General features: G+C 74.5%; 19 protein-coding genes. 15 read left to right on the top strand and 4 right to left on the bottom strand.

Features of this window, described 5'->3' with window-relative positions; translation table 11 throughout:
- Nucleotides 1-12: 12 nt before the first annotated feature.
- Nucleotides 13-1209: a putative hexosyltransferase gene (locus AC5WAM_RS19335; RefSeq protein ID WP_495523294.1), complete on the bottom strand. Its 1197-nt coding sequence runs from the start codon at nt 1207-1209 to the stop codon at nt 13-15.
- A gap of 191 nt (nt 1210-1400) precedes the next feature.
- A complete protein-coding gene (locus AC5WAM_RS19330) occupies nt 1401-2603 on the bottom strand; it encodes a pyridoxal phosphate-dependent aminotransferase (protein WP_495523293.1) in 1203 nt (400 codons plus the stop codon).
- 785 nt (nt 2604-3388) lie between these two features.
- Between AC5WAM_RS19330 and AC5WAM_RS19325 the strand changes: the two genes are divergently transcribed.
- From AC5WAM_RS19325 to AC5WAM_RS19260, 14 genes are all read left to right on the top strand, one after another.
- A complete protein-coding gene (locus AC5WAM_RS19325; protein ID WP_366794305.1) occupies nt 3389-3907 on the top strand; it encodes a DUF2617 family protein in 519 nt (172 codons plus the stop codon).
- A 138-nt stretch (nt 3908-4045) separates the two neighbouring features.
- Nucleotides 4046-5626: a polyamine aminopropyltransferase gene (locus AC5WAM_RS19320; RefSeq protein ID WP_495523292.1), complete on the top strand. Its 1581-nt coding sequence runs from the start codon at nt 4046-4048 to the stop codon at nt 5624-5626.
- A gap of 70 nt (nt 5627-5696) precedes the next feature.
- Entirely contained in the window at nt 5697-6488 is a 792-nt protein-coding gene (locus AC5WAM_RS19315) for an SRPBCC domain-containing protein (RefSeq protein WP_366794303.1), read from the top strand.
- A gap of 268 nt (nt 6489-6756) precedes the next feature.
- Complete coding sequence (locus AC5WAM_RS19310; RefSeq protein ID WP_366794302.1) at nt 6757-7551, top strand: aldose epimerase family protein; 795 nt, start codon at nt 6757-6759, stop codon at nt 7549-7551.
- Between the two features lie 30 nt (nt 7552-7581).
- Entirely contained in the window at nt 7582-8133 is a 552-nt protein-coding gene (gene pyrE, locus AC5WAM_RS19305; RefSeq protein WP_030682693.1) for an orotate phosphoribosyltransferase, read from the top strand.
- A gap of 144 nt (nt 8134-8277) precedes the next feature.
- Nucleotides 8278-9300 (top strand): class II fructose-bisphosphate aldolase, encoded by a 1023-nt coding sequence (gene fbaA / locus AC5WAM_RS19300; RefSeq protein ID WP_495523291.1) that lies wholly within the window; start codon nt 8278-8280, stop codon nt 9298-9300.
- Nucleotides 9301-9370: 70 nt separating this feature from the next.
- Nucleotides 9371-10537, top strand: coding sequence for a MalY/PatB family protein (locus AC5WAM_RS19295; RefSeq protein WP_495523290.1), 1167 nt, complete (start codon nt 9371-9373; stop codon nt 10535-10537).
- A gap of 91 nt (nt 10538-10628) precedes the next feature.
- Nucleotides 10629-11042, top strand: a complete 414-nt coding sequence (locus AC5WAM_RS19290) for a DUF3151 domain-containing protein (protein ID WP_144320093.1) — start codon at nt 10629-10631, stop codon at nt 11040-11042.
- A 195-nt stretch (nt 11043-11237) separates the two neighbouring features.
- Nucleotides 11238-12092, top strand: coding sequence for a tryptophan 2,3-dioxygenase family protein (locus AC5WAM_RS19285; RefSeq protein WP_366794299.1), 855 nt, complete (start codon nt 11238-11240; stop codon nt 12090-12092).
- Nucleotides 12085-13332: a kynureninase gene (kynU, locus tag AC5WAM_RS19280; RefSeq protein WP_366794298.1), complete on the top strand. Its 1248-nt coding sequence runs from the start codon at nt 12085-12087 to the stop codon at nt 13330-13332. The genes AC5WAM_RS19285 and kynU overlap by 8 nt, the downstream gene beginning before the upstream one ends.
- 133 nt (nt 13333-13465) lie before the next feature.
- A complete protein-coding gene (locus tag AC5WAM_RS19275; protein WP_495523289.1) occupies nt 13466-14380 on the top strand; it encodes an alpha/beta hydrolase in 915 nt (304 codons plus the stop codon).
- 138 nt (nt 14381-14518) lie between these two features.
- The gene (locus AC5WAM_RS19270; protein ID WP_495523288.1) at nt 14519-15883 is read left to right on the top strand and encodes a sensor histidine kinase; all 1365 of its coding nucleotides are present in this window, start codon (nt 14519-14521) and stop codon (nt 15881-15883) included.
- A complete protein-coding gene (locus AC5WAM_RS19265; protein ID WP_366794295.1) occupies nt 15880-16563 on the top strand; it encodes a response regulator in 684 nt (227 codons plus the stop codon). The genes AC5WAM_RS19270 and AC5WAM_RS19265 overlap by 4 nt, the downstream gene beginning before the upstream one ends.
- Before the next feature lie 127 nt (nt 16564-16690).
- Nucleotides 16691-17923 carry a cytochrome P450 gene (locus AC5WAM_RS19260; RefSeq protein ID WP_495523287.1) on the top strand — a complete coding sequence of 411 codons (1233 nt, stop codon included), beginning with the start codon at nt 16691-16693 and terminating at the stop codon, nt 17921-17923.
- On the opposite strand, the gene AC5WAM_RS19255 is transcribed toward AC5WAM_RS19260, so the two are convergent.
- A complete protein-coding gene (locus AC5WAM_RS19255) occupies nt 17920-18771 on the bottom strand; it encodes a diacylglycerol kinase family protein (RefSeq protein WP_366794293.1) in 852 nt (283 codons plus the stop codon). The genes AC5WAM_RS19260 and AC5WAM_RS19255 overlap by 4 nt on opposite strands.
- Nucleotides 18772-18944: 173 nt before the next feature.
- Between AC5WAM_RS19255 and AC5WAM_RS19250 the strand changes: the two genes are divergently transcribed.
- Nucleotides 18945-20228, top strand: a complete 1284-nt coding sequence (locus tag AC5WAM_RS19250; RefSeq protein WP_366794292.1) for an adenylosuccinate synthase — start codon at nt 18945-18947, stop codon at nt 20226-20228.
- Between the two features lie 63 nt (nt 20229-20291).
- Here AC5WAM_RS19250 and AC5WAM_RS19245 read toward each other — a convergent pair whose 3' ends face one another.
- Nucleotides 20292-23849 carry an nSTAND1 domain-containing NTPase gene (locus AC5WAM_RS19245; RefSeq protein ID WP_495523286.1) on the bottom strand — a complete coding sequence of 1186 codons (3558 nt, stop codon included), beginning with the start codon at nt 23847-23849 and terminating at the stop codon, nt 20292-20294.
- Nucleotides 23850-23884 lie beyond the last annotated feature (35 nt).

Raw genomic sequence — 23884 nt, 5'->3', positions numbered from 1 at the left:
CCGCACACAGCACTACAACGGCATGCGGGCCGTCGTCACCAGATACGTCCCGTACGCGAGCGAGAGCCCGGCCAGGGCGCCGACCACCAGGGCGGCGTGCCTGGGCCGGGCTCTCGCCGTGCGCACCAGGGCGCAGGCGAGCGGCAGCAGCAGCGGGAACGCGGGCAGCAGGAAGCGCGGCTTCGACTCGAAGAAGCCCGAGCCGCCGACCGTGATCAGCAGCAGGACCCCGGCGTAGACGAGCAGCGGCAGCGGGGCGCGGTCGCAGAGCAGCAGCCCGTACAGGAGCAGCGCCGCCGCGACGATCACCAGGGTCACGGCGAAGACGAGCTTGTCCCCGTGCAGGAGCAGGTGCCGGGCGAAGGCGAGCGAGCCCCGGCCGAAGTCGAAGCGGGAGCCCCAGTCGCGCTGCACCGCGAAGTACCCGCCGAGCGGATCGCCCCTGCGGACCCCCACCCACAGCACGTACGCGCCCCAGCCGACGGGGGCGAGCGCCGCGCCCGCCCACAGCCCGTGCGGCACCCGGCCCCGGCGCCGGACGACCTCGCAGAGCGCCGTCACCACGACGGCGGCGGCCACCGCGAAGCCGTTCGGGCGGGCCAGGCCCGCGAACGCGGCGAGGGCCCCCGCCGCCGGCCAGCGGCCGGTGAGCAGCGCGTACAGGGAGCCCGCAGCGAGCGCCGTCAGGACCGGCTCGGTGTACGCCATCGTCAGGATCACGGAGTGCGGCAGGAGCCCCCACAGCAGGACGAGGACCGTGGCCGTGCGGTGGTCGTGGAGCCGGGCGGCGATCTTGTAGATGCCGACCGCGGCGGCGCCCGCGCCGAGCCAGGAGACGAGCAGGCCCGCGGCGCCGTAGCCGAGCGGCGTGAGCGTCTCGACCGCGCGGATCAGGGCCGGGTAGAGCGGGAAGAAGGCCAGGTCGCTCTGGACGACGCCGGGTTCGAAGTACAGGGTGCGGCCGTAGCCGTGGGCGGCGATGCCGGTGTACCAGCGGGAGTCCCAGGAGCGGCCCAGGAGGCGGAAGGCGTCCTGGTGGCTGGTGTGGGCGGCGATCGCGAGCGCGAGCAGGCCGGTGAGGCGGGCGGCGGCGAAGGCGCCCAGGGCGTGCAGCGCGGTGGCCGTGCGGCGGCCCGGTCCGGTGGGCTCGCACTCCGTGCGGGGGGTGCGTGTGACGGGGGCGGGGATGGTGGGGCTCGGGTGGGTCACACCCGGAACCTTGCGGGCCCTCTGGGGCGGGCGCGAGTCAGGCAGGGCCGTGTGGGTGGGCGTTTTACGTCGGGTGCCGCGCCGTCGTGGGCTGTGCCCGCCCGTTCCGCCCTCTGGGCGGACCAGCCGCCCACAGAGGGGAGCGGACCAGCCGCCCGCAGAAGGGAGCGGACGGTGGCCGCCACAGCCGACTACAGCGACTTCAGGCGGGCGACCGCCTCCTCCAAGATCGGGGTCTGCTTGCAGAAGGCGAAGCGGACGAAGGGGGCGCCCCGGTCGCGGTGGTCGTAGAAGACCGCGTTGGGGATGGCGACGACGCCCGCGCGCTCCGGCAGGGCGCGGCAGAAGGCGAAGCCGTCGCTCTCGCCGAGCGGGCGGATGTCGGTGGTGACGAAGTACGTGCCCGCCGGGCGGTAGACCTCGAAGCCCGCCGCCGTGAGCCCGGAGGCCAGCAGGTCGCGCTTGGCGCGCATGTCGTCGAGGAACGAGGCGAAGTACGCGTCGGGCAGCGCGAGCGCCTCCGCGACCGCGTACTGGAACGGGCCCGAGGACACGAACGTGAGGAACTGCTTCGCGGAGCGCACCGCCGTGACCAGGTCCGGCGCGGCCGTGACCCAGCCGACCTTCCAGCCCGTGAACGAGAACGTCTTGCCCGCCGAGCCGATCGTCACCGTGCGCTCGCGCATGCCGGGGAAGGAGGCGAGCGGGACGTGGCCGCCCTCGTCGAAGACCAGGTGCTCGTACACCTCGTCGGTGACGACGAGCAGGTCGCGCTCCACGGCGAGCTTCGCGATCTCGGCGAGCTCCGCGCGGGTGAGGACGGTGCCCGTCGGGTTGTGCGGGGTGTTGAGCAGGAGCAGCCGGGTGCGCGGGGTGACGGCGTCCCGCAGCTCGTCGAGGTCGAGGCTGAAGCGCCCGTCCCCGGGGCGCAGCGTCACCGGCACCCGGGTGCCGCCCGCGAGGGCGATCGAGGCGGCGTACGAGTCGTAGTACGGCTCCAGGGCGATGACCTCGTCGCCCGGCTCGACCAGGGCGAGCAGCGAGGCGGCGATGGCCTCGGTGGCGCCCGCGGTGACGAGGACCTCGCGGTCGGGGTCGTAGGACAGGCCGTAGTGGCGCTCCTGGTGGGCGGCGATCGCGGCGCGCAGCTCGGGGACGCCGGGGCCCGGCGGGTACTGGTTGCCGCGGCCGTCGCGCAGGGCGCGCACCGCGGCCTCGCGCACCTGCTCGGGGCCGTCCGTGTCCGGGAAGCCCTGGCCCAGGTTGATCGCTCCGGTCCGCAGCGCGAGCGCGGACATCTCGGCGAAGATCGTCGTACCGAATTCCGCGAGCCGGCGGTTGAGCAGCGGACGGCCGTCGCGGGAGGCACCGGGAGATGACGTCATGGCCGCCATCCTCCGCCGAACCTCTGGACTTCCTCAACTCTGCTTTGGCGGCGGCCGGCCGGGGGCATCCCCTTGTCACGCAACGACGCGGGACCATATCCGCACAGCGGCGCCGGTTCGGGGGAACGGTCCGGGGCCGTCTCGGGGGAAAGGAAGTGAAGGATGGGGGCGATGGTTGTGGCCTTGTTCTTCATCGGCTGGTTCGTAGTGATCGGGCTGCTCGTGTACGTCAGCAGGAACGGCCGCAGGCGCACCAGGTCGGGGGGCCGCAGTTGGTGGGCGGGGTCCAGCTCCAGTAGCGGGACCGCGACCTACGACGGCGGTGGTGCGTCCTGTGGCGGAGGCTCTTCCTGTGGCGGCGGCTCGTCCTGCGGCGGCGGTTCGTCCTGCGGTGGCGGGGGCGGAGGTTGCGGCGGCGGAGGCAGCTGACACGGGGCAGCTGGTCCACTGGGCCGAGCGCCCGGCGGGAGGCAACTCCCGCCGGGCGCTTCGTCGTTGACGGACCGATCGGCGTCCATAGGATGCCATTTCCGGACTGACTGCTTTCCATGAAACGTGAACAGATGAACTGTTCGGCCCTCTAGGGGATGGAAACCCTACGAAGTTGGGTAAAAGCGCTGTGGCAGTGTCGCAGTTCATGATTCCCTCTTAACCGTCACACCGCCCTCGGACGCCCCCGCTCAGCAGGCAGCGGGACGTCTCCGTGGGCACGCGCCGGCAACCCCCTCCGCCTGGTGTCCGACCGGGCGCGCCGGCCCCCCCCCACCTCCATTGCGTGTTAGCGGAGCCGACCCATGCTCACGACCCTGAAGACTGTCTACACCGACACGCGCGCCGGGGACCTGGCCTGGGCCCTCGGCCGCGAGCCGCTGCCCGCGCTCGCCACTCTCGACCTCGAACTGACCGGTGCGGCCGTGCAGTTGAGACTCCTCGGGGCCTCCCACCAAGTGCTGCTCGAAGAGGACCGGGGCAGCTGTTCCGAGACCGTCGCCTGCATCCCCGGCAGCAGCACGCCGCTGCCGCTCGGCGTCTCCAAGCGGGTCGGCGAGTGGGAGTACGAGTTCGCGGCCCGCGTGGAGACGCTGTCGCGGGGTCAGTTCGCGGGCCGGGCGCAGGAGTTGCTCGCCCTCGTCACGGAGCATCCGCACGGGCTCGCCGGGGTCTTCCCCGGCATCCCGCACGCGTTCACCGCGATGCTGGCGCAGCGGCACGAGGGCTCGGTGATGTGGCGCACCTGGCACGCCTATCCACAGGACGGGCAGCTCGTGGCGACCCGTACGCGGGTCGGCGTGCGGACGCCCGCACCGCTCTGAGCTGGGCCGGGCCGCGGTTCGCGGGGCCGGGGCGCGGCCCTGCGATGGCCCGGCGAACGGCGGTTCACACATTCTCGCCGTCACCTCCACTCTTGTGGGGGACTTGGCGTGAGCGAACGGTGACGTAGCGTTCCCAGCGTGATCGAGCCGCGTCAGCGTCTTCCCGTCACGCCCCGGACAGGCCGGTTCCTCGTCCTCGCGGGCGTGTTCGTCTGCGCCGCGTGCGGACTCGTGTACGAACTGGAACTCGTCGCCCTCGCCTCGTACTTGATCGGGGACTCCGTCACCCAGGCCTCCGTCGTCCTGTCCGTCATGGTCTTCGCGATGGGCGTCGGCTCGCTGCTCGCCAAGCGCCTGCGCTGCCGGGCCGCCGCCGGCTTCGGGCTCGTCGAGGCGGCCCTCGCGCTCGTCGGCGGGTGCAGCGCCATGGTCCTGTACGCGGCGTTCGCGTGGGCGGGCGACCGGGGCGAGATGTGGGCCAGCGGATCCCGCTATCTCTTCGTGGTGTTCTCCCTGGCCATCGGCGTCCTCATCGGCGCCGAAGTGCCCCTGCTCATGGTGCTCATCCAGCGCGTCCGGCGGCAGGACGCGGGCGGGGCCGTCGCCGACCTGTTCGCCGCGGACTACGTGGGCGCCCTGGTCGGCGGCCTCGCCTTCCCCTTCCTGCTGCTCCCCTGGTTCGGGCAGCTCACCGGGGCGCTGCTCACCGGCGCCGTCAACGTCCTCGCGGGCGGCGCGCTCGTCCTCGGCCTGTTCGGCCGCGACCTGAGCCCGCGCGGGCGCTGGCTGCTGCTCGTGGTCAACGCCGTCGTGCTCGCCGTCCTCGCCTCCGCCGCCGTGCTCGTCGACGACTTCGAACGGGCCGCGCGCCGGGCCGTGTACGGCTCCGGGATCCGCGTCGCCGTCCGCACCGACGTCCAGGAAGTCGTCCTCACCGGCCGCGACCGGAAGTCCCTGCACCTCTTCCTCGACGGCAGGCTGCGCGTCAGCGGCCGCGACGAGCGGCGCTACCACGAGGCCCTCGTGCAGCCCGCCCTGCGCGGCGGCCGCCACCAGCGGGTCCTCGTCCTCGGCGGTGGCGACGGGCTCGCCGCCCGCGAGGTGCTGCGGCACGCCGGGGTGCGCCGCGTCGACGTCGTCGAACTCGACCCGGCCGTCGTCGACCTGGCCCGCGACGACCCCGGCCTGAGCGAACTCAACGGCCACGTCTACCGCGACCCGCGCGTGCGCGTCGTCCACGCCGACGCCTTCCGCTGGCTGCGCGGCCCGCACCGGCGGGTGTACGACGTCGTCGTCGCCGACCTGCCCGACCCCGGCATCACCGCGAGCACCCAGCTGTACTCGCAGGAGTTCTACGGCCTGGTCTCCCGCGTGCTCACCGACGACGGGCGCTTCGCCGTGCACGCCGGGCCCGCCGCGACCCGGCCGCACACCTACTGGACCGTCGACGCGACGCTGCGCGCCGCCGGGTACCGCACCGAGCCCTACCGCCTCACCGGCCGCCGCGGCGCCTACGGCGGGCCCGACCGCACCCCCGAGCCCGGCGGTACGCCCCGCGACTGGGGCTTCGTGCTGGCCGCCCGCGCCGAGCCGGTGCTCGGCGCGGCCCGCGGCTCCGCCGTGCTGCGTGCCGGATCCCGCGCCGCCGAGCGGCTGCGGCCGTCCGACTGGCGCACCATCGAGCCGTCCACGCTGGTGCATCCGCGCTACGCCGACTGACGGCCCGCGGCGGGCCGGGCGGGCCGAAGTGGCGTACATCACGGCGGCGGCGTCGGTACGCTCAACTGTCATGGAGCATGAGGTGTTCGTACCGGTTCCGGAAGAGCCGCTCCGCGAGGCACTGGCCGACCCCGAGCGGGTCGCCCGCGCGGTGCCCGGGCTGCAGCGGGACGCCGACCCAGGGCCTGACGCGCCGCCCGTCACCGGGCGGCTCAAGGTGCGCGTCGGCGGCCACACGATCACCTACCGCGGCGGCCTGCGGGTCGCCGCGCGCGGCGACGGCGGGTACGCGGTGAGCGGGGAGGCCCACGAGGCCCGGGGCAGTGGCGCCGTAACGTTCTCCCTCGTGCTGCGCCTGGCCGCCGCGGAGGGGGGCACGCGGGTCGCCTTCAGCGGCAGCGCGTCCGCCGACGGGCGGGTCGCCGAGGCCGTGAAGAGTTCTCCACAGGCTGTGGAGGGCGCGGTGCGGCGGCTCCTCGCGCGCTTCGCGGAAGGCCTCGCGGCGCCCGGCCCGGCGGCGGCCCCGGAGCCCGACCCCGCCCCCGACCCTGCCCCGGAGCCCGCCCCGGCGCCGTCCCGCGTCTTCGACGCCGAGGTGCCGCCGCCGGCGCTCGATCCGCTCTCCGACATCGATTCCGTCGATGACGCGGGCAGCGGCCCCGAGGCCGCGCACGCGCGGCGGACGATGATCGGGCGCAGTGCGGAGGAGGTCGACCACGCGCCGCCCCGGGGGCGGTACGCGCCCGTGCCCGCGCCGGAGGCGCTGGGTGGCGGGGCCGCGCTGCGGTGGGCCGCGCCCGCGGCGGCCGTGCTCGTCGCGTCGGCGATCGTGGTGACGAGGGCCCTGCGCAAGCGCCGCTGATCCCTAACGGGGGGTTCCCCAAGCCCGCCCCTTCCCGAAACTGGGGGCTCCGCCCCCAGACCCCCGCTCCTCAAACGCCGGAGGGGCTGAAACACAGCCGCAACCGGCGACAGTTCCAGCCCGTCCGGCGTTTGAGGACGAGGCGCGAAGCGCCGAAAAGCGGGGGCACGGGGGCGGCAGCCCCCGGAGCGGGAAGGGGCGCCCGCGCGCGGAGCGCGCTAATGGACACAGTGGGGCGCCCCGCGAGGGCCGGGGCTAGGGTCGGGGCGTGAGCAGCGAAGAGATCACGTTGGCCGCGGGTGACGCGGAAGTTTCGGTGCGGCCGGGGAGCGGGGCCCGCCTCGGCAGCCTCAAGGTGGACGGCGTCGAGCTGCTGCGGCAGGGGGAGCGCTACGGCTGCTTCCCGATGGTGCCGTGGTGCGGCCGGACCAGGGAGGGCCGCTTCCTGAGCGGCGGGCGCCCCCATCAGCTCCCCCTCAACTCCCCGCCGCACGCCATCCACGGCACCGGCAGGGACACCGCGTGGAAGACCGCCCGGGTCAGCGGCCGCGAGGCCGTGTTCACCTACGACCTCGCGGACCCGTGGCCGTACTCCGGCCGGGTCACGCAGATCGTCGAGCTGACCGAGAGCGCGCTGACGCTGCGGATGTCCGTGGAGACGTACGACGACTCCTTCCCGGCGCAGGCGGGCTGGCACCCGTGGTTCAACCGGCGCCTCACCGAGGGCGGCGAGGACGTCAGGCTCGCCTTCGACGCGGCCTGGCAGGAGCGCCGCGGCGAGGACCACCTGCCCACCGGCGAGCGGATCGACCCGCTGCCGGGCCCCTGGGACGACTGCTTCGGGATGCCGGACGGCGTCGACGTCACCCTGACCTGGCCCGGCGATCTTGAGCTGAACGTGGCGAGCCGCGAGGAGTGGGTCGTGGTGTACGACGAGCAGGAGGCCGCCGTGTGCGTGGAGCCGCAGAGCGGGCCGCCCAACGGCCTGAACACCCTGCCGCGCCTGGTCACCCCGCTGGAGCCGCTGGAGACCTCGACCACCTGGACCTGGCGGCGGCTCTGAAGGCCCGGCCGCGCCCTTAAGCTCGTAGCCATGACGAACGACGTACGCGGCGACCTGCTGCGGCAGATCAAGGACAAGGCCGTCGTGCACGGCAAGGTGACCCTCTCCTCGGGCCTGGAGGCCGACTACTACGTCGACCTGCGCCGCATCACCCTGGACGGGGAGGCCGCCCCGCTCGTCGGGCAGGTGCTGCTCGACCTCACGAGCGAGCTGGAGTTCGACGCCGTGGGCGGCCTGACGATGGGGGCCGACCCGGTCGCCGCGTCGATGCTGCACGCGGCCGCCGCGCGCGGCCGGCGCCTGGACGCCTTCGTGGTGCGCAAGGCCGCCAAGGCGCACGGCCTGCAGCGGCGCGTCGAGGGCCCGGACATCAAGGGGCGGCGCGTCCTCGTCGTCGAGGACACCTCCACCACCGGCGGCTCCCCGCTGACCGCCGTGGAGGCCGTGCGCGAGGCCGGCGCCGAGGTCGTGGGCGTGGCCACGATCGTGGACCGGGCCACCGGCGCCGACGTGAAGATCACCGAGGGCGCGGGGGTCCCGTACCTCTTCGCGTACTCGAAGGACGAGCTCGGGCTCGACTGAGCACGTCCCGCAAGTCTGGAAGGATGGGGGCGACGACATCGCCGTCGCCGCCCCCGGGTTCCCCGGCGTCCCAGGGTTCCCTAGACACCCAGGTCAGGGCCAAGCAGCACAGCATCCACCCCGCACATCACAAGGAGCGGACACATGCCCATCGCAACCCCCGAGGTCTACAACGAGATGCTCGACCGGGCGAAGGCAGGCAAGTTCGCCTACCCGGCCATCAACGTGACCTCGTCCCAGACCCTGCACGCCGCCCTGCGTGGCTTCGCGGAGGCGGAGAGCGACGGCATCATCCAGATTTCCACCGGTGGCGCTGAGTTCCTGGGCGGGCAGCACAGCAAGGACATGGTGACGGGCGCGGTGGCCCTCGCCGAGTTCGCGCACATCGTCGCCAAGAAGTACGACATCACGGTCGCGCTGCACACCGACCACTGCCCCAAGGACAAGCTGGACACCTACGTCCGGCCGCTCATCGACGTCTCCGCCGAGCGCGTCGCCCGCGGCGAGAACCCGCTGTTCCAGTCCCACATGTGGGACGGCTCCGCGGAGACCCTCGCCGACAACCTGGCCATCGGCCAGGAGCTGCTCGCCAAGGCCGCTGCCGCGAAGATCATCCTTGAGGTCGAGATCACCCCGACCGGCGGCGAGGAGGACGGCGTCAGCCACGAGATCAACGACGAGCTGTACACCACCGTCGACGACGCGCTGCGCACCGCCGAGGCCCTCGGCCTGGGCGAGAAGGGCCGCTACCTGCTCGCCGCGTCCTTCGGCAACGTCCACGGCGTGTACAAGCCGGGCAACGTCGTGCTGCGCCCCGAGCTCCTCAAGGACCTCCAGGAGGGTGTCGCCTCCAAGTACGGCAAGACGTCCCCCTTCGACTTCGTGTTCCACGGCGGCTCCGGCTCCACCGCCGAGGAGATCGCCACGGCGCTGGAGAACGGCGTCGTGAAGATGAACCTCGACACCGACACCCAGTACGCCTTCACGCGTCCCGTCGCGGACCACATGTTCAAGAACTACGACGGCGTCCTGAAGGTCGACGGCGAGGTCGGTTCGAAGAAGACCTACGACCCGCGCACCTGGGGCAAGCTGGCCGAGGCCTCCATGGCCAAGCGCGTGACCGAGGCGTGCGGCGCGCTGCGCTCCACGGGCACGAAGCTCAAGTAGTCCACCGCTCGACGGGCCCGGCACTCCTCGTGGGTGCCGGGCCCGTCGGCGTACCCGGAGGGAACCGACCGTGGCGTACGACTTCGACATCCCCGTGGACCGGCGGGGCACCTGGTGCGTGCAGTGGGACGGCGTGAAGGACCGGTTCCCGGTGCCGGACCTGCTGCCCTTCACCATCTCCGACATGGACTTCCGCAGCGCGCCCGAGGTCCTCGACGCCCTCCAACAGCGCGTCGCGCACGGCGTGTTCGGCTACACCGACTGGCGCAACGACGACTTCCGCGGCGCGGTCCACGACTGGTTCAAGAGCCGCTACGACACGGACGTCGACCCGGCGTCCCTCGTGTACGCCCCGTCCGTGCTCAACCAGATATCCCAGCTCCTGCGCATGTGGACGGAGCCGGGCGAGGGCGTCGTCGTGCACACCCCGACGTACGACGGCTTCCGCAAGGCGGTGACCGGGCTCGGGCGCGAGCTGCGGGGCGTGCCCCTTGAGGACCCCGGGTTCGCCGCCCTCGACGCCGAGCTGGCGCGCCCCGACAGCCGCGTCCTCATCCTGTGTTCCCCGCACAACCCCACCGGCCGGGTGTGGACCGAGGCGGAGCTCCTCGCGGTGGCCGGCCTGTGCGAGCGGCACGGCGTCGCCGTCATCAGCGACGAGATCCACGCCGACCTCACCCACGAGGGACACCTCCACCGCCCCTGGGCCCGCTACGGGCGGGGCCGCTGGGCCCTCGTCACCTCCGCGACGAAGTCCTTCAACTTCCCTGCGCTGAGCGGGAGTTACGGCCTCATCGGCGACCCCGGCGACCACGCCGCCTTCGTCCGCCGCATGGACACCGGCGAGGGCCTCGCCTCGCCCGCGGTCCTCTCGCTGACCGCGCACGTCGCCGCGTACCGCAGGGGCGGCGCCTGGCTGGACGCCGTGCGCGCCTACACCCACGCCAACCTGCGCCTGGTGGCCGCCACCCTGAACGCGGCCTTCCCCGCCCTGGACTGGCGGCCGCCGCAAGCGGGCTATCTGGCCTGGATCGACCTCCGCCCCGTCCTGGGCGAGACCTCCGACGACGCCCTCCAGCACCACCTCGTGCACGAGGAGCGGGTCGCCGTGATGCCGGGCACCACCTACGGCACCCCGGGCTTCGTGCGCCTCAACGTGGGGTGCCCCCGGAGCAAGGCGCGGGCGGGGGCCGAGGCCCTGGTGCGGGCGGTGCGCGCGGTGGCCGCCGCGCGCTAGGGCGGCGCCGGGCGGCGCGGGCCGGGCGCCGGGGGCGGGGAAAGGGGCCGGGGCGCACCCGCGAGAGGGGGCATGGAGCAGACTGGAGCCCATGGCCATTCACGAGAACCTGCTCGGGGGACCGCCCCCGACCCATCTGCCCGACGACCCGGAGCCCCGGGAGCTGCTCGCGGGCGGCACGGCGGCCGCCGACGTCGCCGCCAAGTACCCGACGTCCTCCCTCGCCTGGGCGCGCCTCGCGGACGAGGCGTTCGAGGCGGGCCGCGTCGTCGAGTCGTACGCGTACGCCCGTACCGGATACCACCGGGGCCTGGACGCCCTGCGCAGGGCCGGCTGGAAGGGCCACGGCCCGGTGCCGTGGGAGCACGAGCCGAACCGCGGCTTCCTGCGGGCGCTGCACGGCCTGGCCCGCGCGGCGCAGGCGATCGGCGAGCAGGAGGAGTACGAGCGCTGCTCGACGTTCCTGCGGGACTCCTCGGCGACGGCCGCGGACACCCTGGGCTAGGCCCCGGCGTCGCGGACCTGCCTGGGCCACCCGGTGTGACCAGGCAGGTCTTGCCGTTTCGCGGGATGTTGCGGAGGATGCGAGTGGGGACCGGGGCCCCCGTGCCGCTACGGCAGGGGCGGACCGCTACCCGGATCACGCATCTAGGAGACAGCGATGTCCCACGAGGCGAGCACGGCAGGCGAGACTCTCGAGATGAACGAGATACAGCAGACGTCCGGCGAAACGCCCACCGAGAGCCCCGACAGCCCCAACCTCGACTTCGCCGGCAGCACCCCTTACGAGGACTACGTGAAGGCGGACGTCCTCACCCACCTCCAGCACCTGCGCTCCGACGACCCGGGCGAGATGGTCTTCCTGGTCACGACCCAGGTGATGGAGCTGTGGTTCACGGTCATCGTCCACGAGTGGGAGACCGCCGCGCGCGCCCTGCGCGACGACGACGTGCCGACCGCGGTGGCCGCCCTGAAGCGCTCCGTGCGCGAGCTGGAGGCCCTGAACGCCTCCTGGAAGCCGCTCGGCCAGCTCACCCCCGGCCAGTTCAACTCCTACCGGGGCTCGCTCGGCGAGGGCTCGGGCTTCCAGTCGGCGATGTACCGGCGCATGGAGTTCCTGCTCGGCGAGAAGTCCGCGTCCATGCTGGTCCCGCACCGCGGCACCCCGCGCGTGTACGCGGAGCTGGAGAAGGCCCTCCAGGAGCCGAGCCTGTACGACGAGGTGCTCCGGCTGCTCGCGCACCGCGGGTACGACGTCCCCGCCGAGGTCCTCGACCGCGACGTGACGGCCAGGTACGAGCCGTCGCCCCGCGTCGAGGCCGTGTGGACCGAGCTCTACTCCGGTGACGAGAGCTCCGACCTGGCCCGCCTCGGCGAGGCCCTGACCGACGTCGCCGAGCTGGTGTGGCGCTGGCGCAACGACCACCTGGTGGCCACCCGCAGGTCCATGGGCTCCAAGACCGGCACCGGCGGCTCCGCGGGCGTGGCCTGGCTGGAGAAGCGCGCCACGAAGAACGTGTTCCCCGAGCTGTGGACGGCGCGCAGCCATGTCTGAGCCGAGGGAAGCGGAGCTGCGCGCGCGGGCCGCCGCCCTCGACGCCGCGGACCCGCTCGCCGCCAAGCGCGCGGAGTTCGTCCTCGACGACGGCGTGTACCTGGACGGGAACTCCCTGGGCGCCCTGCCCGCGCACGTGGCCGACCGGGTCGCCGACGTCGTCACCCGCGAGTGGGGCGAGCTGCGCATCCGCTCCTGGGAGGAGAGCGGCTGGTGGACCGCGCCCGAGCGGGTCGGGGAGCGGATCGCCCCGCTCGTCGGCGCCGCCCCGGGCCAGGTGGTCGTCTCCGACTCCACCAGCGTGAACGTCTTCAAGGCGGTCGTCGCGGCCGTGCGCATGGCCCGGGCCGACAGCCCCGCGCGCGACGAGGTCGTCGTCGACGCCACCACCTTCCCGACGGACGGGTACGTCGCCGAGTCCGCGGCCCGCCTCACCGGCTGCCGCGTGGTCCCGGCCGCCCCGGCCGACGTGCCCGGCCTGCTCGGCCCGCGCACGGCCGCGGTGCTGCTCAACCACGCCGACTACCGGTCGGGCCGCCTGCACGACCTGCCGGGGCTCACGGCGGCCGTGCACGCGGCGGGCGCCCGCGCGGTGTGGGACCTGTGCCACACGGCGGGCGCGCTGCCCGTCGGCCTGGACGAGCACGGCGTGGACCTCGCGGTCGGCTGCACGTACAAGTACCTGAACGGCGGCCCGGGTTCGCCCTCGTACCTCTACGTACGCCGTGACCTCCAGGCCCGCTTCGACTCGCCGCTGCCCGGCTGGAACTCGCACGCCGACCCCTTCGGCATGCGGTCCGACTACGAACCCGCCGCTGGTGTGGTGCGCGGCCGCGTCGGCACGCCGGACATCCTGTCGCTGCTCGCCCTGGAGGCGGCCCTCGACGTCTGGGACGGCGTCTCGCTCGACGACGTACGGGCCAAGTCCCTGGCGCTCACGGACTTCTTCCTGGAGTGCGTCGGGGCGTACGTGCCCCGGGGGCGGGCCGAGTCCATCACCCCGGCCGCGCACGCGGAGCGCGGCAGCCAGATCGCGCTGCGCTGCCCGGACGCGCGGGAGGTCATGCCGAAGCTCGTCGCGGCGGGCGTGGTCGGCGACTTCCGCGCGCCGGACGTGCTGCGCTTCGGCTTCACCCCGCTGTACGTGTCGTTCGCGGACGCGGAGCGGGCCGCGCGGGTCCTCGGCGGCATCCTCGGAGGTGACGGGGTACCGGGGCCCGGGGGCGGCCGGGACACCTGATAACGTCCGGCGAATCTGGATCATGCCCTTCCGGGGCACCTGGTCCGACTGTCGTACGAACGCCCGCCGGGCGCCGGTCAGTTGTCACCGGCGCCCGGCGGTTCCGCACTCCGCCGAACCGGGAGGCCACCGCATGCCGGACGACGCCGCCGTGGCGCGTGACGCCGCCGAGGAACAGTCCGCCTTCGCGCACCCCGAGGTGCGGCCGGACGCCACCGCCGCCTACGGTCCGCACCCGGACCAGATCGTGGACTTCTACGCGCCGCGCGGCGGCGGCGCGGGCCCGGCCCCGCTCGTCGTCGTCCTGCACGGCGGGGCGTGGCGGGCCCCCTACGACCGCCTGCACATCACGCCGTTCGCGGACTTCCTGGCCCGGCGGGGCTTCGCCGTGGCCAACGTCGAGTACCGCAGGGGCGGCGCGGCCGGGCCGATCCCCGCGCAGGGCGGCGCCGCCGGGCCCGTGGCCGGGCGCTGGCCGGAGACCTTCGACGACGTGGCCGCCGCCCTGGACGCGCTGCCCGCGCTCGCCCGCACGGCGCTGCCCGTCGCCGACCCGCGCCGGACCGTGGTGACCGGCCACTCGGCGGGCGGCCACCTCGCCCTGTGGGCCGCGGCCCGGCACGTCCTGCCGGAGGGCTCGCCGTGGCGCACGGCCCGGCCCGCGCCGCTGCGGGGCGTCGTCGCGCTCGCGCCCATCGCGGACTTCCGCGTGGCGGACGAGCTGGGCGTCTGCTCCGGCGCCGTGCGCCAGCTCCTGGACGCCGAGGGCCCGGCGGATCCGGCGGCCGAGGCCCGCTTCGCGCAGCGCCTGGCCCACGCCGACCCCGCCGCGCTCCTGCCCACCGGCATCGCCACGACCGTCGTCCAGGGCCGCACCGACATCGTCGTCCCGCAGGCGGTCGCCGAGGCCTACGCCGACGCCGCCGCGAAGGCGGGCGAGGTGGTCGGTCTGACGCTCCTGGAGGACGTCGGCCACTTCCCCCTGATCGACCCGGCGGCCGACGCGTGCGCGGTGGTCGCGGAGGAGATCGCCCAGCTCGCGTTCTGAGCCGAGGGGGGGCGAAAGGGGCCGAAAAGGGGGTCCGAGGGGGGCCGCGCGGCGGCCGCGTAGTACTTGCGACGGACCCCTGGGAACCCGTCCCAGAGGGGACGTCCGGGGGGTCACGGCCCCCGTACCGTCTTAGACGTGACCGAGAAGACACGCAGCCCAGAGTTCCACCTCGCGCAGAACGCCCTCCAGGGCCTGCGCGGCGACCTGTTCCAGGACGTGTTCGCGTACCGGCCGCTGCGGCCGCTGCGCCGGGGTGCCGCGCGGCTGCCGGGGCGGGCGGCGCGGGCCGAGGAGTACCTGCCGCACGGCGTGGTGGTGGCGTTCGCGCTGCTGACCCTGTTCGTCGCCTACGCGGGCGGCTTCGGCGGCTGGGACACGAACGGGGAGTTCGCCTGGGCGCTGACCGGGTTCCTGCCCGCGGGAGCGGTGCTGCTCACGCTGGTGCGGCCGGTGCTCGCCTGGTGGTGCTCGCTGGGGATGACCCCGCTGATGATGCTCCTGAGCGGCGGCGGCTGGGCCCCGTGGCCGCCCGGCTCGATCGTCGGGCACACCGTGGTGATGGCGGTGGTCGCGGCGCGGACCAGGCCCCGCACGGCGGCGTGGATGTGGGCCCTGACCGCCCTGTACTCGATGTTCGTCGACGCGACCGTCGCCTGGAACTCGAACTCCCTGGACATGCTGGCGCTCAGCGGCGTCGTGGTCGCCATCGTGACACTGGTGTCGGCGAACCGGGACGCCCGCCGCGAGGTCGTCGCCGAGCGCACCGTGACCGCCGTCGAGCGGGACCGGCGCACGCTCCTGGAGGAGCGCACGAACATCGCCCGCGAGCTGCACGACGTCGTGGCCCACCACATGTCGGTCGTCGCCATCCAGGCGGAGGCGGCCCCCTACCGGGTGGAGAACCCGCCGCCGGAGCTGGCGCAGGCCTTCGCGACGATCCGCGAGAACGCGGTGGTCGCGCTGACCGAGCTGCGCCGCGTGCTCGGCGTCGTACGGGCGGAGGACTACGAGGCGCCCGACGCCCCGCAGCCGACGCTCGCCGATCTCGACCGGCTCATCGACAACGTCCGGGAGACCGGCCTGACCGTAGAGAAGGCCGTGACCGGCGGCGTGCGCGAGCTGCCGCAGGGCGTCGAGCTGTCCGCGTACCGGATCGTGCAGGAGGCGCTCAGCAACAGCCTGCGGCACGCGCCCGGGGCGACGGCCCGGGTGGAGATCGGCTACGTGCTCGGCGGACTCGGCCTGCGGATCGTGAACGGCCCCGCGACGGGGCTCGTGAAGCCGCCCGCCCGTCACCCGGCCACCGCCCCTCAACGAGGGCTTCGCCCGCCCCTTTCGATGGGCGCCGGGCACGGGATCACCGGTATGCGGGAGCGCGTCGGGATGCTGGACGGGGAGATGACGGCCGGGCCGACGGCCGACGGCGGGTACGAGGTCACGGTGTTCCTGCCCGTCCCGGTGGCGGCGGCACCGGGCGCGGCCGAGGGGGAGGCCGCGTGAGCGGCGAGACCATCCGCGTGCTGATCGCGGACGACCAGATGATGGTCCGCGAGGGCTTCTCCGTGCTGCTCAACGCGATGCCCGGCATCGAGGTCGTCGGCGAGGCCGTCAACGGCCGCGAGGCCGTGCAGCGGGTGCGCGAACTCGCCCCCGACGTGGTGCTCATGGACATCCGCATGCCCGAGCTGAACGGCATCGACGCCACCCGCGAGATCGTCGCCGCCGACTCCAGCGCCACCAGGGTCCTCGTCCTGACCACCTTCGACCTCGACGAGTACGTGTACCAGGCGCTGCGCGCGGGCGCGTCGGGCTTCCTGCTCAAGGACGCCTCGGCGCGGCAGCTCGCGGACGGCGTCCGGGTCGTCGCCGCCGGCGAGGCCCTGCTCGCGCCGAGCGTGACGCGCCGCCTCATCACGGAGTTCTCCCGGCTCGCGGACCGGCCGCTGCCCGCGGGGACCGCGCAGGCGCAGGCCCAGTACGGGGAGCTGACCGAGCGCGAGACGGAGGTGCTCGTGCTCATCGCGCAGGGGCTCTCCAACCTGGAGATCGCCGCGCGGCTCGTCGTCGCCGAGTCCACCATCAAGACCCACGTCAGCCGGATCCTTGTGAAGCTGGGCCTGCGGGACCGCACCCAGGCCGCGGTGTTCGCCTACGAGGCGAGGCTGGTCACACCCGGGTGAGCGCGGGCGCTCCGCGGGAAGTGCGATGCTGAATCTGCGGGTCCGCCGTGGCTGGTCGCGCCCACGCGGCGGAGCCGCAATCGGTATGGCCCCGCGCCCCTTCGGGGCGCTCCCTTAGCATCCGCACATGGCTGAACTGGCGGACGTCACCGGTGTCTTCGCGCCCTCGTCGGGCGCCTTCCTCGCCGATCCCTACCCCGCCTACGCGGAGCTGCGCGCGCGGGGACGGGTGCACTACTACGGGCCGAGCGACCAGTACCTGATCCCGCACCACGCGGACGTCGCCGCGCTGCTGCGCGACCGGCGGCTCGGCCGCACGTATCTGCACCGGTTCGGGCACGAGGAGTTCGGGCGCACGGCGCCCCCGGCCGCGCACGAGCCGTTCCACGTCCTCAACGACCACGGGATGCTCGACCTGGAGGCACCCGCGCACACCCGCATCCGGCGCCTGGTCGCCAAGGCGTTCACGCCTCGGACGGTGGAGCGCCTGCGCCCGTACGTCGAGGGCCTCGCGGACGACCTGGTGCGCGGCCTCGTCGCGGACGGCGGCGGCGACCTGCTCGCACGGGTCGCGGAGCCGCTGCCCGTCGCGGTGATCGCCGAGCTGCTCGGCATCCCTGAGGGCGACCGGCAGCCGCTGCGCCCCTGGTCGGCGGACATCTGCGGGATGTACGAGCTGAACCCGGACGAGGCGGTCGCCGCCCGGGCCGTGCGCGCGTCCCTGGAGTTCTCCGCGTATCTGCGGGAGCTGATCGCGCGGCGGCGGGCGCGGCCCGGTGACGACCTGCTCACCGACCTCATCGCCGCCCACGAGCAGGGCGACCGGCTCAGCGAACAGGAGCTGGTCTCCACCTGCGTGCTGCTCCTGAACGCCGGGCACGAGGCGACCGTCAACGCCACCGTGAACGGCTGGCACGCGCTGTTCCGCCACCCCGGGCAGCTCGCCGCCCTGCGCGCGGAGCCGGAGCGGCTGCTGCCCACGGCCGTGGAGGAGCTGCTGCGCCACGACACCCCGCTCCAGCTCTTCGAGCGGTGGGTGCTCGACGACATCGAGGTCGGCGGCACGGTGATCCCCCGGGGCAGCGAGGTGGCGCTGCTCTTCGGCTCGGCGAACCGGGACCCGGCCGCCTTCCGCGACCCCGACACGCTCGACCTCGCCCGCCCCCGCGACGCCAACCCGCACATCTCCTTCAGCGCGGGCATCCACTACTGCATCGGGGCGCCCCTCGCGCGCGTCGAGCTCGCCGCGTCGCTGCGGGCCCTGCTGCGCCGCGCGCCGGGACTGCGCCTCGCCGCCGAGCCGCGGCGCAAGCCGAACTTCGTGATCCGGGGCCTTCAGGAGCTGCTCGTCCAGGTCTAGCGGGGCGGCTCGGCGGGCAGGGTGAGGCCCCAGGCCTGGGGGCGGGCGGTCCAGGTGCGGGTGCGGACGGGCCCGGCCGTCGTCCCGTCCGCGCGGTAGCGGAAGTCGGGGCCCGAGACCGTCACGGAGCGGGCCCGCGCCCCCACCGGAGCCATCCCGGCCCCGACGGACGACGGCCGCACCTCCACCCGGGCGAGGCCCCCGCCGCCCGGCGTCACGGACACGCCCTCGACGGGCTGGTCGAGGTCGACGAGGGTCACCCCGTCGGCCTCCACCCGCAGCCGCGACGGCCCGGCCCGGCCCGCCGCGGGCCGGGCGCCCAGGGTGCGGACGAGGGACTGGCAGGTCCGCAGCCAGGGGTGTCCGTGCCGCTCGGGTCCTGGCTCCCCGGCGAGGCCCGCGCCCAGGGACGGGATGCGCACGTCCCCGAGGACGACCTCGTCGCGGTCGTCGACGAGCAGGTCGAGCCGCCGGGGCACCCCGTCGAGCACGGTGCGCGCCGCGGCGACCGCTCCCGCGGGCACGCCGAGGGCACGGGCGAGCCGCACCCCGGTGGCGCCGCCCGCGACGGGCACGACCGCCAGATCGGTCGCGCCGAGCGCCCGCTCCCGGTGCAGGACGGCGACGGCCCGCCGCAGGGCCGCGTCGTCGCCGACCACGACCGGGCGCCGCGTCCCCCGCCTGGCCAGGGCGCGGGCGAATTCCTCGGGGCCTTCGGGCAGACAGAGCTTGAGCTCCGCGCCCGCGCCAAGCACGTCCTTGGCGATGCGTACGGACTCGCCGTCCGTGCGCCGGGCGACCGGGTCGATGATCACGATGAGGTCATCGCGCTGGTCGCGAGCCGACACGTGCGCCCTTTCTTTAGTCCTCGGGTAGCATCTTTGTGCAAGAGCCCCTTGCGCTATTGCGCCAGGGGCTTCGTCTATTCCGGGGCGACCAAGGCACACCCACACCGGTGGCGACGGCATCGAGCCGTGGCCCCTGACCTTGGACATGCCCCGCCCGGAAGGGGTGTACGCCTGTGCCCGCACTCGTGCTGCTCGGTGCTCAGTGGGGTGACGAAGGCAAGGGAAAGGCCACCGACCTGCTCGGTGGATCCGTGGACTATGTAGTGCGCTACCAGGGCGGCAACAACGCCGGCCACACGGTCGTCGTAGGCGACCAGAAGTACGCGCTGCACCTCCTCCCTTCCGGAATCCTCTCGCCGGACTGCGTACCGGTCATCGGTAACGGCGTCGTCGTCGACCCGTCGGTCCTGCTCTCCGAGCTGAGCGGTCTGAACGAGCGCGGCGTCGACACGTCGAAGCTGCTGATCAGCGGAAACGCGCACATCATCACGCCGTACAACGTGACGGTGGACAAGGTCGGCGAGCGCTTCCTCGGCAAGCGGAAGATCGGCACGACCGGCCGCGGCATCGGCCCGACCTACGCCGACAAGATCAACCGCACCGGCATCCGCGTCCAGGACCTCTACGACGAGTCGATCCTGAAGCAGAAGGTCGAAGCGGCCCTGGAGCAGAAGAACCAGCTGCTCACCAAGGTGTTCAACCGCCGGGCCATCGAGGCGGAGCAGATCGTCGAGCAGCTCCTGGAGCACGGCGAGAACATCAAGAGTTACGTGGCCGACACCACGCTGATCCTCAACAACGCGCTCGACGACGACAAGGTCGTCCTGTTCGAGGGCGGCCAGGGCACGCTCCTGGACGTGGACCACGGCACGTACCCCTTCGTGACCTCGTCGAACCCGACCGCGGGCGGTGCCTGCACGGGCACCGGCGTCGGCCCGACGAAGATCAGCCGCGTCATCGGCATCCTGAAGGCGTACACCACGCGCGTCGGCGCGGGCCCGTTCCCGACGGAGCTGTTCGACGCGGACGGCGAGGCGCTGCGCACCATCGGCGGCGAGCGCGGCGTCACGACCGGCCGCGACCGCCGCTGCGGCTGGTTCGACGCCCCGATCGCCCGCTACGCGACCCGGGTGAACGGCCTGACGGACTTCTTCCTCACCAAGCTCGACGTCCTCACCGGCTGGGAGCAGATCCCGGTCTGCGTGGCGTACGAGATCGACGGCAAGCGCGTCGAGGAGCTCCCGTACAGCCAGACGGACTTCCACCACGCGAAGCCGATCTACGAGACGCTGCCGGGCTGGTCCGAGGACATCACCAAGGCCAAGACCTTCGCCGACCTGCCGAAGAACGCGCAGGCCTACGTGAAGGCCCTGGAGGAGATGTCCGGCGCCCCGATCTCCGCGATCGGCGTGGGCCCGGGCCGCGACGAGACGATCGAGATCAACTCGTTCATCTAGTCCGTCCCGTCCGTCGCGCGTCCGAGCGCCCGGTGGCCCCGGCCACCGGGCGCTCGCGCGCGTTCAGCAGGTGCGGCCGTGCTTCTGCTCCGGCAGGTGGCTCGCGCGCTCCTGCCGGGTCAGGTCGCGGCCGACCGCGCGGCAGATCCGCCGGATCGCCCCGGACGGCGTGGGCAGGTCGGTCCGCCACAGCCGGGTCGTCGCGTCCTCGCCGCCGGTGGCCAGGGCGCGCCCGTCCCCGCTGAAGGCCACCGTGAGGACCTGCCCGGTGCGGTCGGTGAGGGCGGCCAGGGTCCGGCCGGTGGCCGCGTCCCACAGCCGGACCGTGCCGTCGTCGCTGCCCGCGGCCACCGTGCGCCCGTCCGGGCTGAGCGCGACCGCGCCGACCGCGTCGGCGGGCCCGGTCAGAGTGGTGCGCGGCGTGCCCCGGGCGACGTCCCACAGCCGGACCGACCCGTCGGCGCTGCCGGTGGCCAGGGTGCGCCCGTCCCGGCTGAAGGCGAGCGCGAGGACCGCCCCGGGGTGGTCGAGCACGGTCCGGGTCCGGCCCGCCGCCCCGCCCCACAGCCGGACCGTCCGCTGCCCGGTGACGACGGCGAGGGTCCGGCCGTCCGGGCCGATGGCCGCCGCCACGACGGCCTCCGCGCTGTCGACGGACGTGCTGCGCGGCCTGCCGGTGGCCAGGTCCCAGCGCCGCACCCGCTGGGTGTCGTTGACCGTCGTCAGGGTGCGCTCGTCGCGGCTGAACGAGACCGCGAGGACGGGCCCGGTGCGGTCGGTGAGGGTGGCGCGCGCCCGGTGGGTGGCGGTGTTCCACAGCCGTACGCCGCCGTCCTCGCCGCCGGTGAGCAGGGTGCGCCCGTCGGGGCTGTAGGCCGCGAGGGAGACCGGGGCGCCCTGGCCGGTGAGCGTGGTGTGCGGGGCGGCCGTGGCCGTGTTCCACAGCCGCACCGTCCGGTCGTAGCCGCTGGAGGCCAGGGTGTGCCCGTCCGGGCCGAAGGCGACCCCGGAGACGGGGGCGGTGTGGCCGGTGAGGACGGTCCGGACGCGGCCGGTGGCCGCGTTCCACAGGCGTACGGTCCGGTCGGCGCCGCTGGAGGCCACGGTGTGCCCGTCGGGGCTGAAGGCCACGGCGGAGACCTCGCCCGTGTGCCCGCGCAGGACGGCCCGCGTCCGGCGCGCCGCCACGTCCCACAGGCGCACGGTCCGGTCGTAGCCGGTGGAGGCCAGGGTGCGGCCGTCGGGGCTGAAGGCGACGGCGGACACCTCGCCCTTGTGGCCCCGCAGGGTGGCGCGCCGCTCGCCGGTGGCCGCGTCCCACAGGCGTACGGTCCGGTCGGCGCCGCTGGAGGCGAGGAGGTGCCCGGCGCGGCCGAAGGCGACCCCGGAGATCTCGCCCCTGTGGCCCCGGAGAGTGGCCCGGGTGCGGCCCGTCGCCGTGTCCGAGAGGCGCACGGTGCCGTCGTCGCTGCCGGTCGCGAGGGTGCGGCCGTCGGGGCTGAAGGCGAGCGTGAAGACCGCGGCGGTGTGCCGGGGGAGGGCCCGGCGCACCCTGCCGGTGGCGACGTCCCACAGCCGGACCCGGGAGTCGCCGCTCGCGGCCAGGGTCCGCCCGTCGGGGCTGAACGCCACGGAGTAGACGTCACCCGTGTCGCTGCTCAGATCGGCCCGCGGCCTGCCGGTGGCCGGGTCCCACAGCCGTACGGTGCCGTCGTAGCCGCTGGTGGCGACGGTGTGCCCGCCGGGGCTCACCGCGACGGACAGGACGGGCCCCTCGGCGGCGGTGAAGCGGCGCCGCAGCGGCAGCTCGGCGGCGGCGTAGAGGCTGCCCGCGGCCTCCGGCGTGGCGGCCGTGCGGTGGGCCCGCACCGCGAGCAGCGAGGCCAGGTCGGGGTCGCTGTCGAGCAGGGCCGCCGACTGCGCGGCGAGCTGCCGGGACTGGGCCACGCGCTGCGCGGCCCGCGCCCGGTCGCGCTCGCGGCCGCTGTCCCGGCTCTGCTGCCAGGCGATCAGGCTCGCCGCGAGCACGAGGGCGAGCAGCACCGAAAGGGCCGTGGTGAACCGGCGCAGGCGGCGCGTCACCCGGGCCGCGGCGCGCTGCTCCTGGTCGCGGGCGGCGGTGCTCGCGACCAGGAAGTCCCGCTCCAGGGCGGTGAGCGCGGGGTGGGCGCCGGCGCCGGGGAAGTGCTCCTCGGCGGTGGCCAGGCGGGTGCCCCGGTACAGGGCGCCGGTGTCGCGGCCGAGTTCCGCCCAGGCCTCGGCGGCCTCGGTGAGGCGGCGGTGGCAGCGCAGCCGCTCGCGGTCCTCCTCGATCCAGCCGCGCAGCCGGGGCCAGCCGGTGATGACGGCCTCGTGGGTCAGATCGGCGGTGTCGTGGTCGAGCGTGACCAGGCGGGCGCGGGCGAGCCGGTCCAGGACGCGGGCGGCGTCCGCGGCGTCCGCCGCGCCCCCGTCGTCGAGCTCGGCCCGGCGCACCGGCCGCCGGGTGTCCGGCACGCCGTCCCCCGGTGTGATCAGCCGGAGCAGGATGCGGCGCGCCACGTCCCGCTGTCCGGCGGGCAGCTGCGTGTACAGGTCCTCGGCGGTGCGGGCGAGCGCCCCCGCGACCCGGCCGGACGCCTCGTACGCGGCCGTCGTCAGGATGCGGCCCCGGCGGCGGCGCCAGGTCTCCAGGAGCGCGTGGGAGGTCAGGGGCAGACAGCCCGGCTCGTCCAGGGTCTCCTCGATGAGCCGGGCGGTGAGGGCGCGCTCCACGATGAGGCCGTGTGCGGCGGCCGGGCGGACGATGGCCTCGCGCAGTTCGGCGGGGCTCATCGGGACCACCGGCAGACTGGCCTCGCGGACGGCGCCGGCGAGCGCGCGGTGTTGCAGACAGCGGCCGTAGAAGTCGGCGCGCACGCCGAGCACCACCCGCAGGCGCAGCGCCGGGGCGCGGGCGGACACCAGGCGGGCGATGAACTCCTCCCGCTCGTCCGGGTCGTGGCAGAGCGTGAAGACCTCCTCGAACTGGTCGACCACCAGCCAGGTGTCGCCGTCGCCCGGGGCCGGGGCGAAGAGCCGCTCGTGGGTGCGCAGCGGCCGGGGGCCCGGGGTGAGGACGCGGATGGCGGCGGGCCGGGGCGCCGGGGGCGCGGGCTGCCGCAGCCGGGGGATGAGCCCGGCGCGCAGCAGCGAGGACTTGCCGCTGCCCGAGGGGCCGAAGACGGTGGTGACGCGGTGCTCCCGGGCCAGCTCGACGAGTTCGCCGGTGAGCCGGTCGCGGCCGAAGAAGTGGTCCTGGTCCCCGGTGTCGAAGCGCGCGAGCCCCCGGTAGGGCGGTTCGCCGTCCTCCGACTCGTCGCGGGGCCGGTGCGCGGCCTCCTCGACGCGGGCCTCGCGCCAGCGGCGCTCCCACCGGGCGAGGTCGCCGCCGCAGGCCTTCACATAGGCGAGGGCGACCGGCAGCGAGGGCAGTTTCTCGCCCGCGACGGCGTAGGCGAGCGTGGTGGCGGAGTACGCGGAGTCGGCGGCCATCGCCCGGTACGTGGGTGTGCCCGCCTCGCGGCGCAGCGCGCGCAACTCGTGCGCGAACCGCTCCACCGGCCCCGCCGCCGGGTCGATCGGCTTCTCGCGACGTCCCACGGCGCATCCCCCCGCGTGCCCCCGTACGTGCGTGA

This window comes from Streptomyces sp. JLYT201 (assembly GCF_059448825.1).
Note: the sequence above shows the minus strand (reverse complement) of the source record. Positions and strands in the feature narration are given on the sequence as shown.

What these genes read in the sequence shown, in the direction of transcription:
- AC5WAM_RS19330 (WP_495523293.1), bottom strand. Translation starts at nt 2,603, where the DNA reads ATGGCGGCCATGACGTCATCTCCCGGTGCCTCCCGCGACGGCCGTCCG.
- AC5WAM_RS19325 (WP_366794305.1), top strand. Translation starts at nt 3,389, where the DNA reads ATGCTCACGACCCTGAAGACTGTCTACACCGACACGCGCGCCGGGGAC.
- AC5WAM_RS19315 (WP_366794303.1), top strand. Translation starts at nt 5,697, where the DNA reads ATGGAGCATGAGGTGTTCGTACCGGTTCCGGAAGAGCCGCTCCGCGAG.
- pyrE (WP_030682693.1), top strand. Translation starts at nt 7,582, where the DNA reads ATGACGAACGACGTACGCGGCGACCTGCTGCGGCAGATCAAGGACAAG.
- fbaA (WP_495523291.1), top strand. Translation starts at nt 8,278, where the DNA reads ATGCCCATCGCAACCCCCGAGGTCTACAACGAGATGCTCGACCGGGCG.
- AC5WAM_RS19290 (WP_144320093.1), top strand. Translation starts at nt 10,629, where the DNA reads ATGGCCATTCACGAGAACCTGCTCGGGGGACCGCCCCCGACCCATCTG.
- AC5WAM_RS19285 (WP_366794299.1), top strand. Translation starts at nt 11,238, where the DNA reads ATGAACGAGATACAGCAGACGTCCGGCGAAACGCCCACCGAGAGCCCC.
- kynU (WP_366794298.1), top strand. Translation starts at nt 12,085, where the DNA reads ATGTCTGAGCCGAGGGAAGCGGAGCTGCGCGCGCGGGCCGCCGCCCTC.
- AC5WAM_RS19275 (WP_495523289.1), top strand. Translation starts at nt 13,466, where the DNA reads ATGCCGGACGACGCCGCCGTGGCGCGTGACGCCGCCGAGGAACAGTCC.
- AC5WAM_RS19260 (WP_495523287.1), top strand. Translation starts at nt 16,691, where the DNA reads ATGGCTGAACTGGCGGACGTCACCGGTGTCTTCGCGCCCTCGTCGGGC.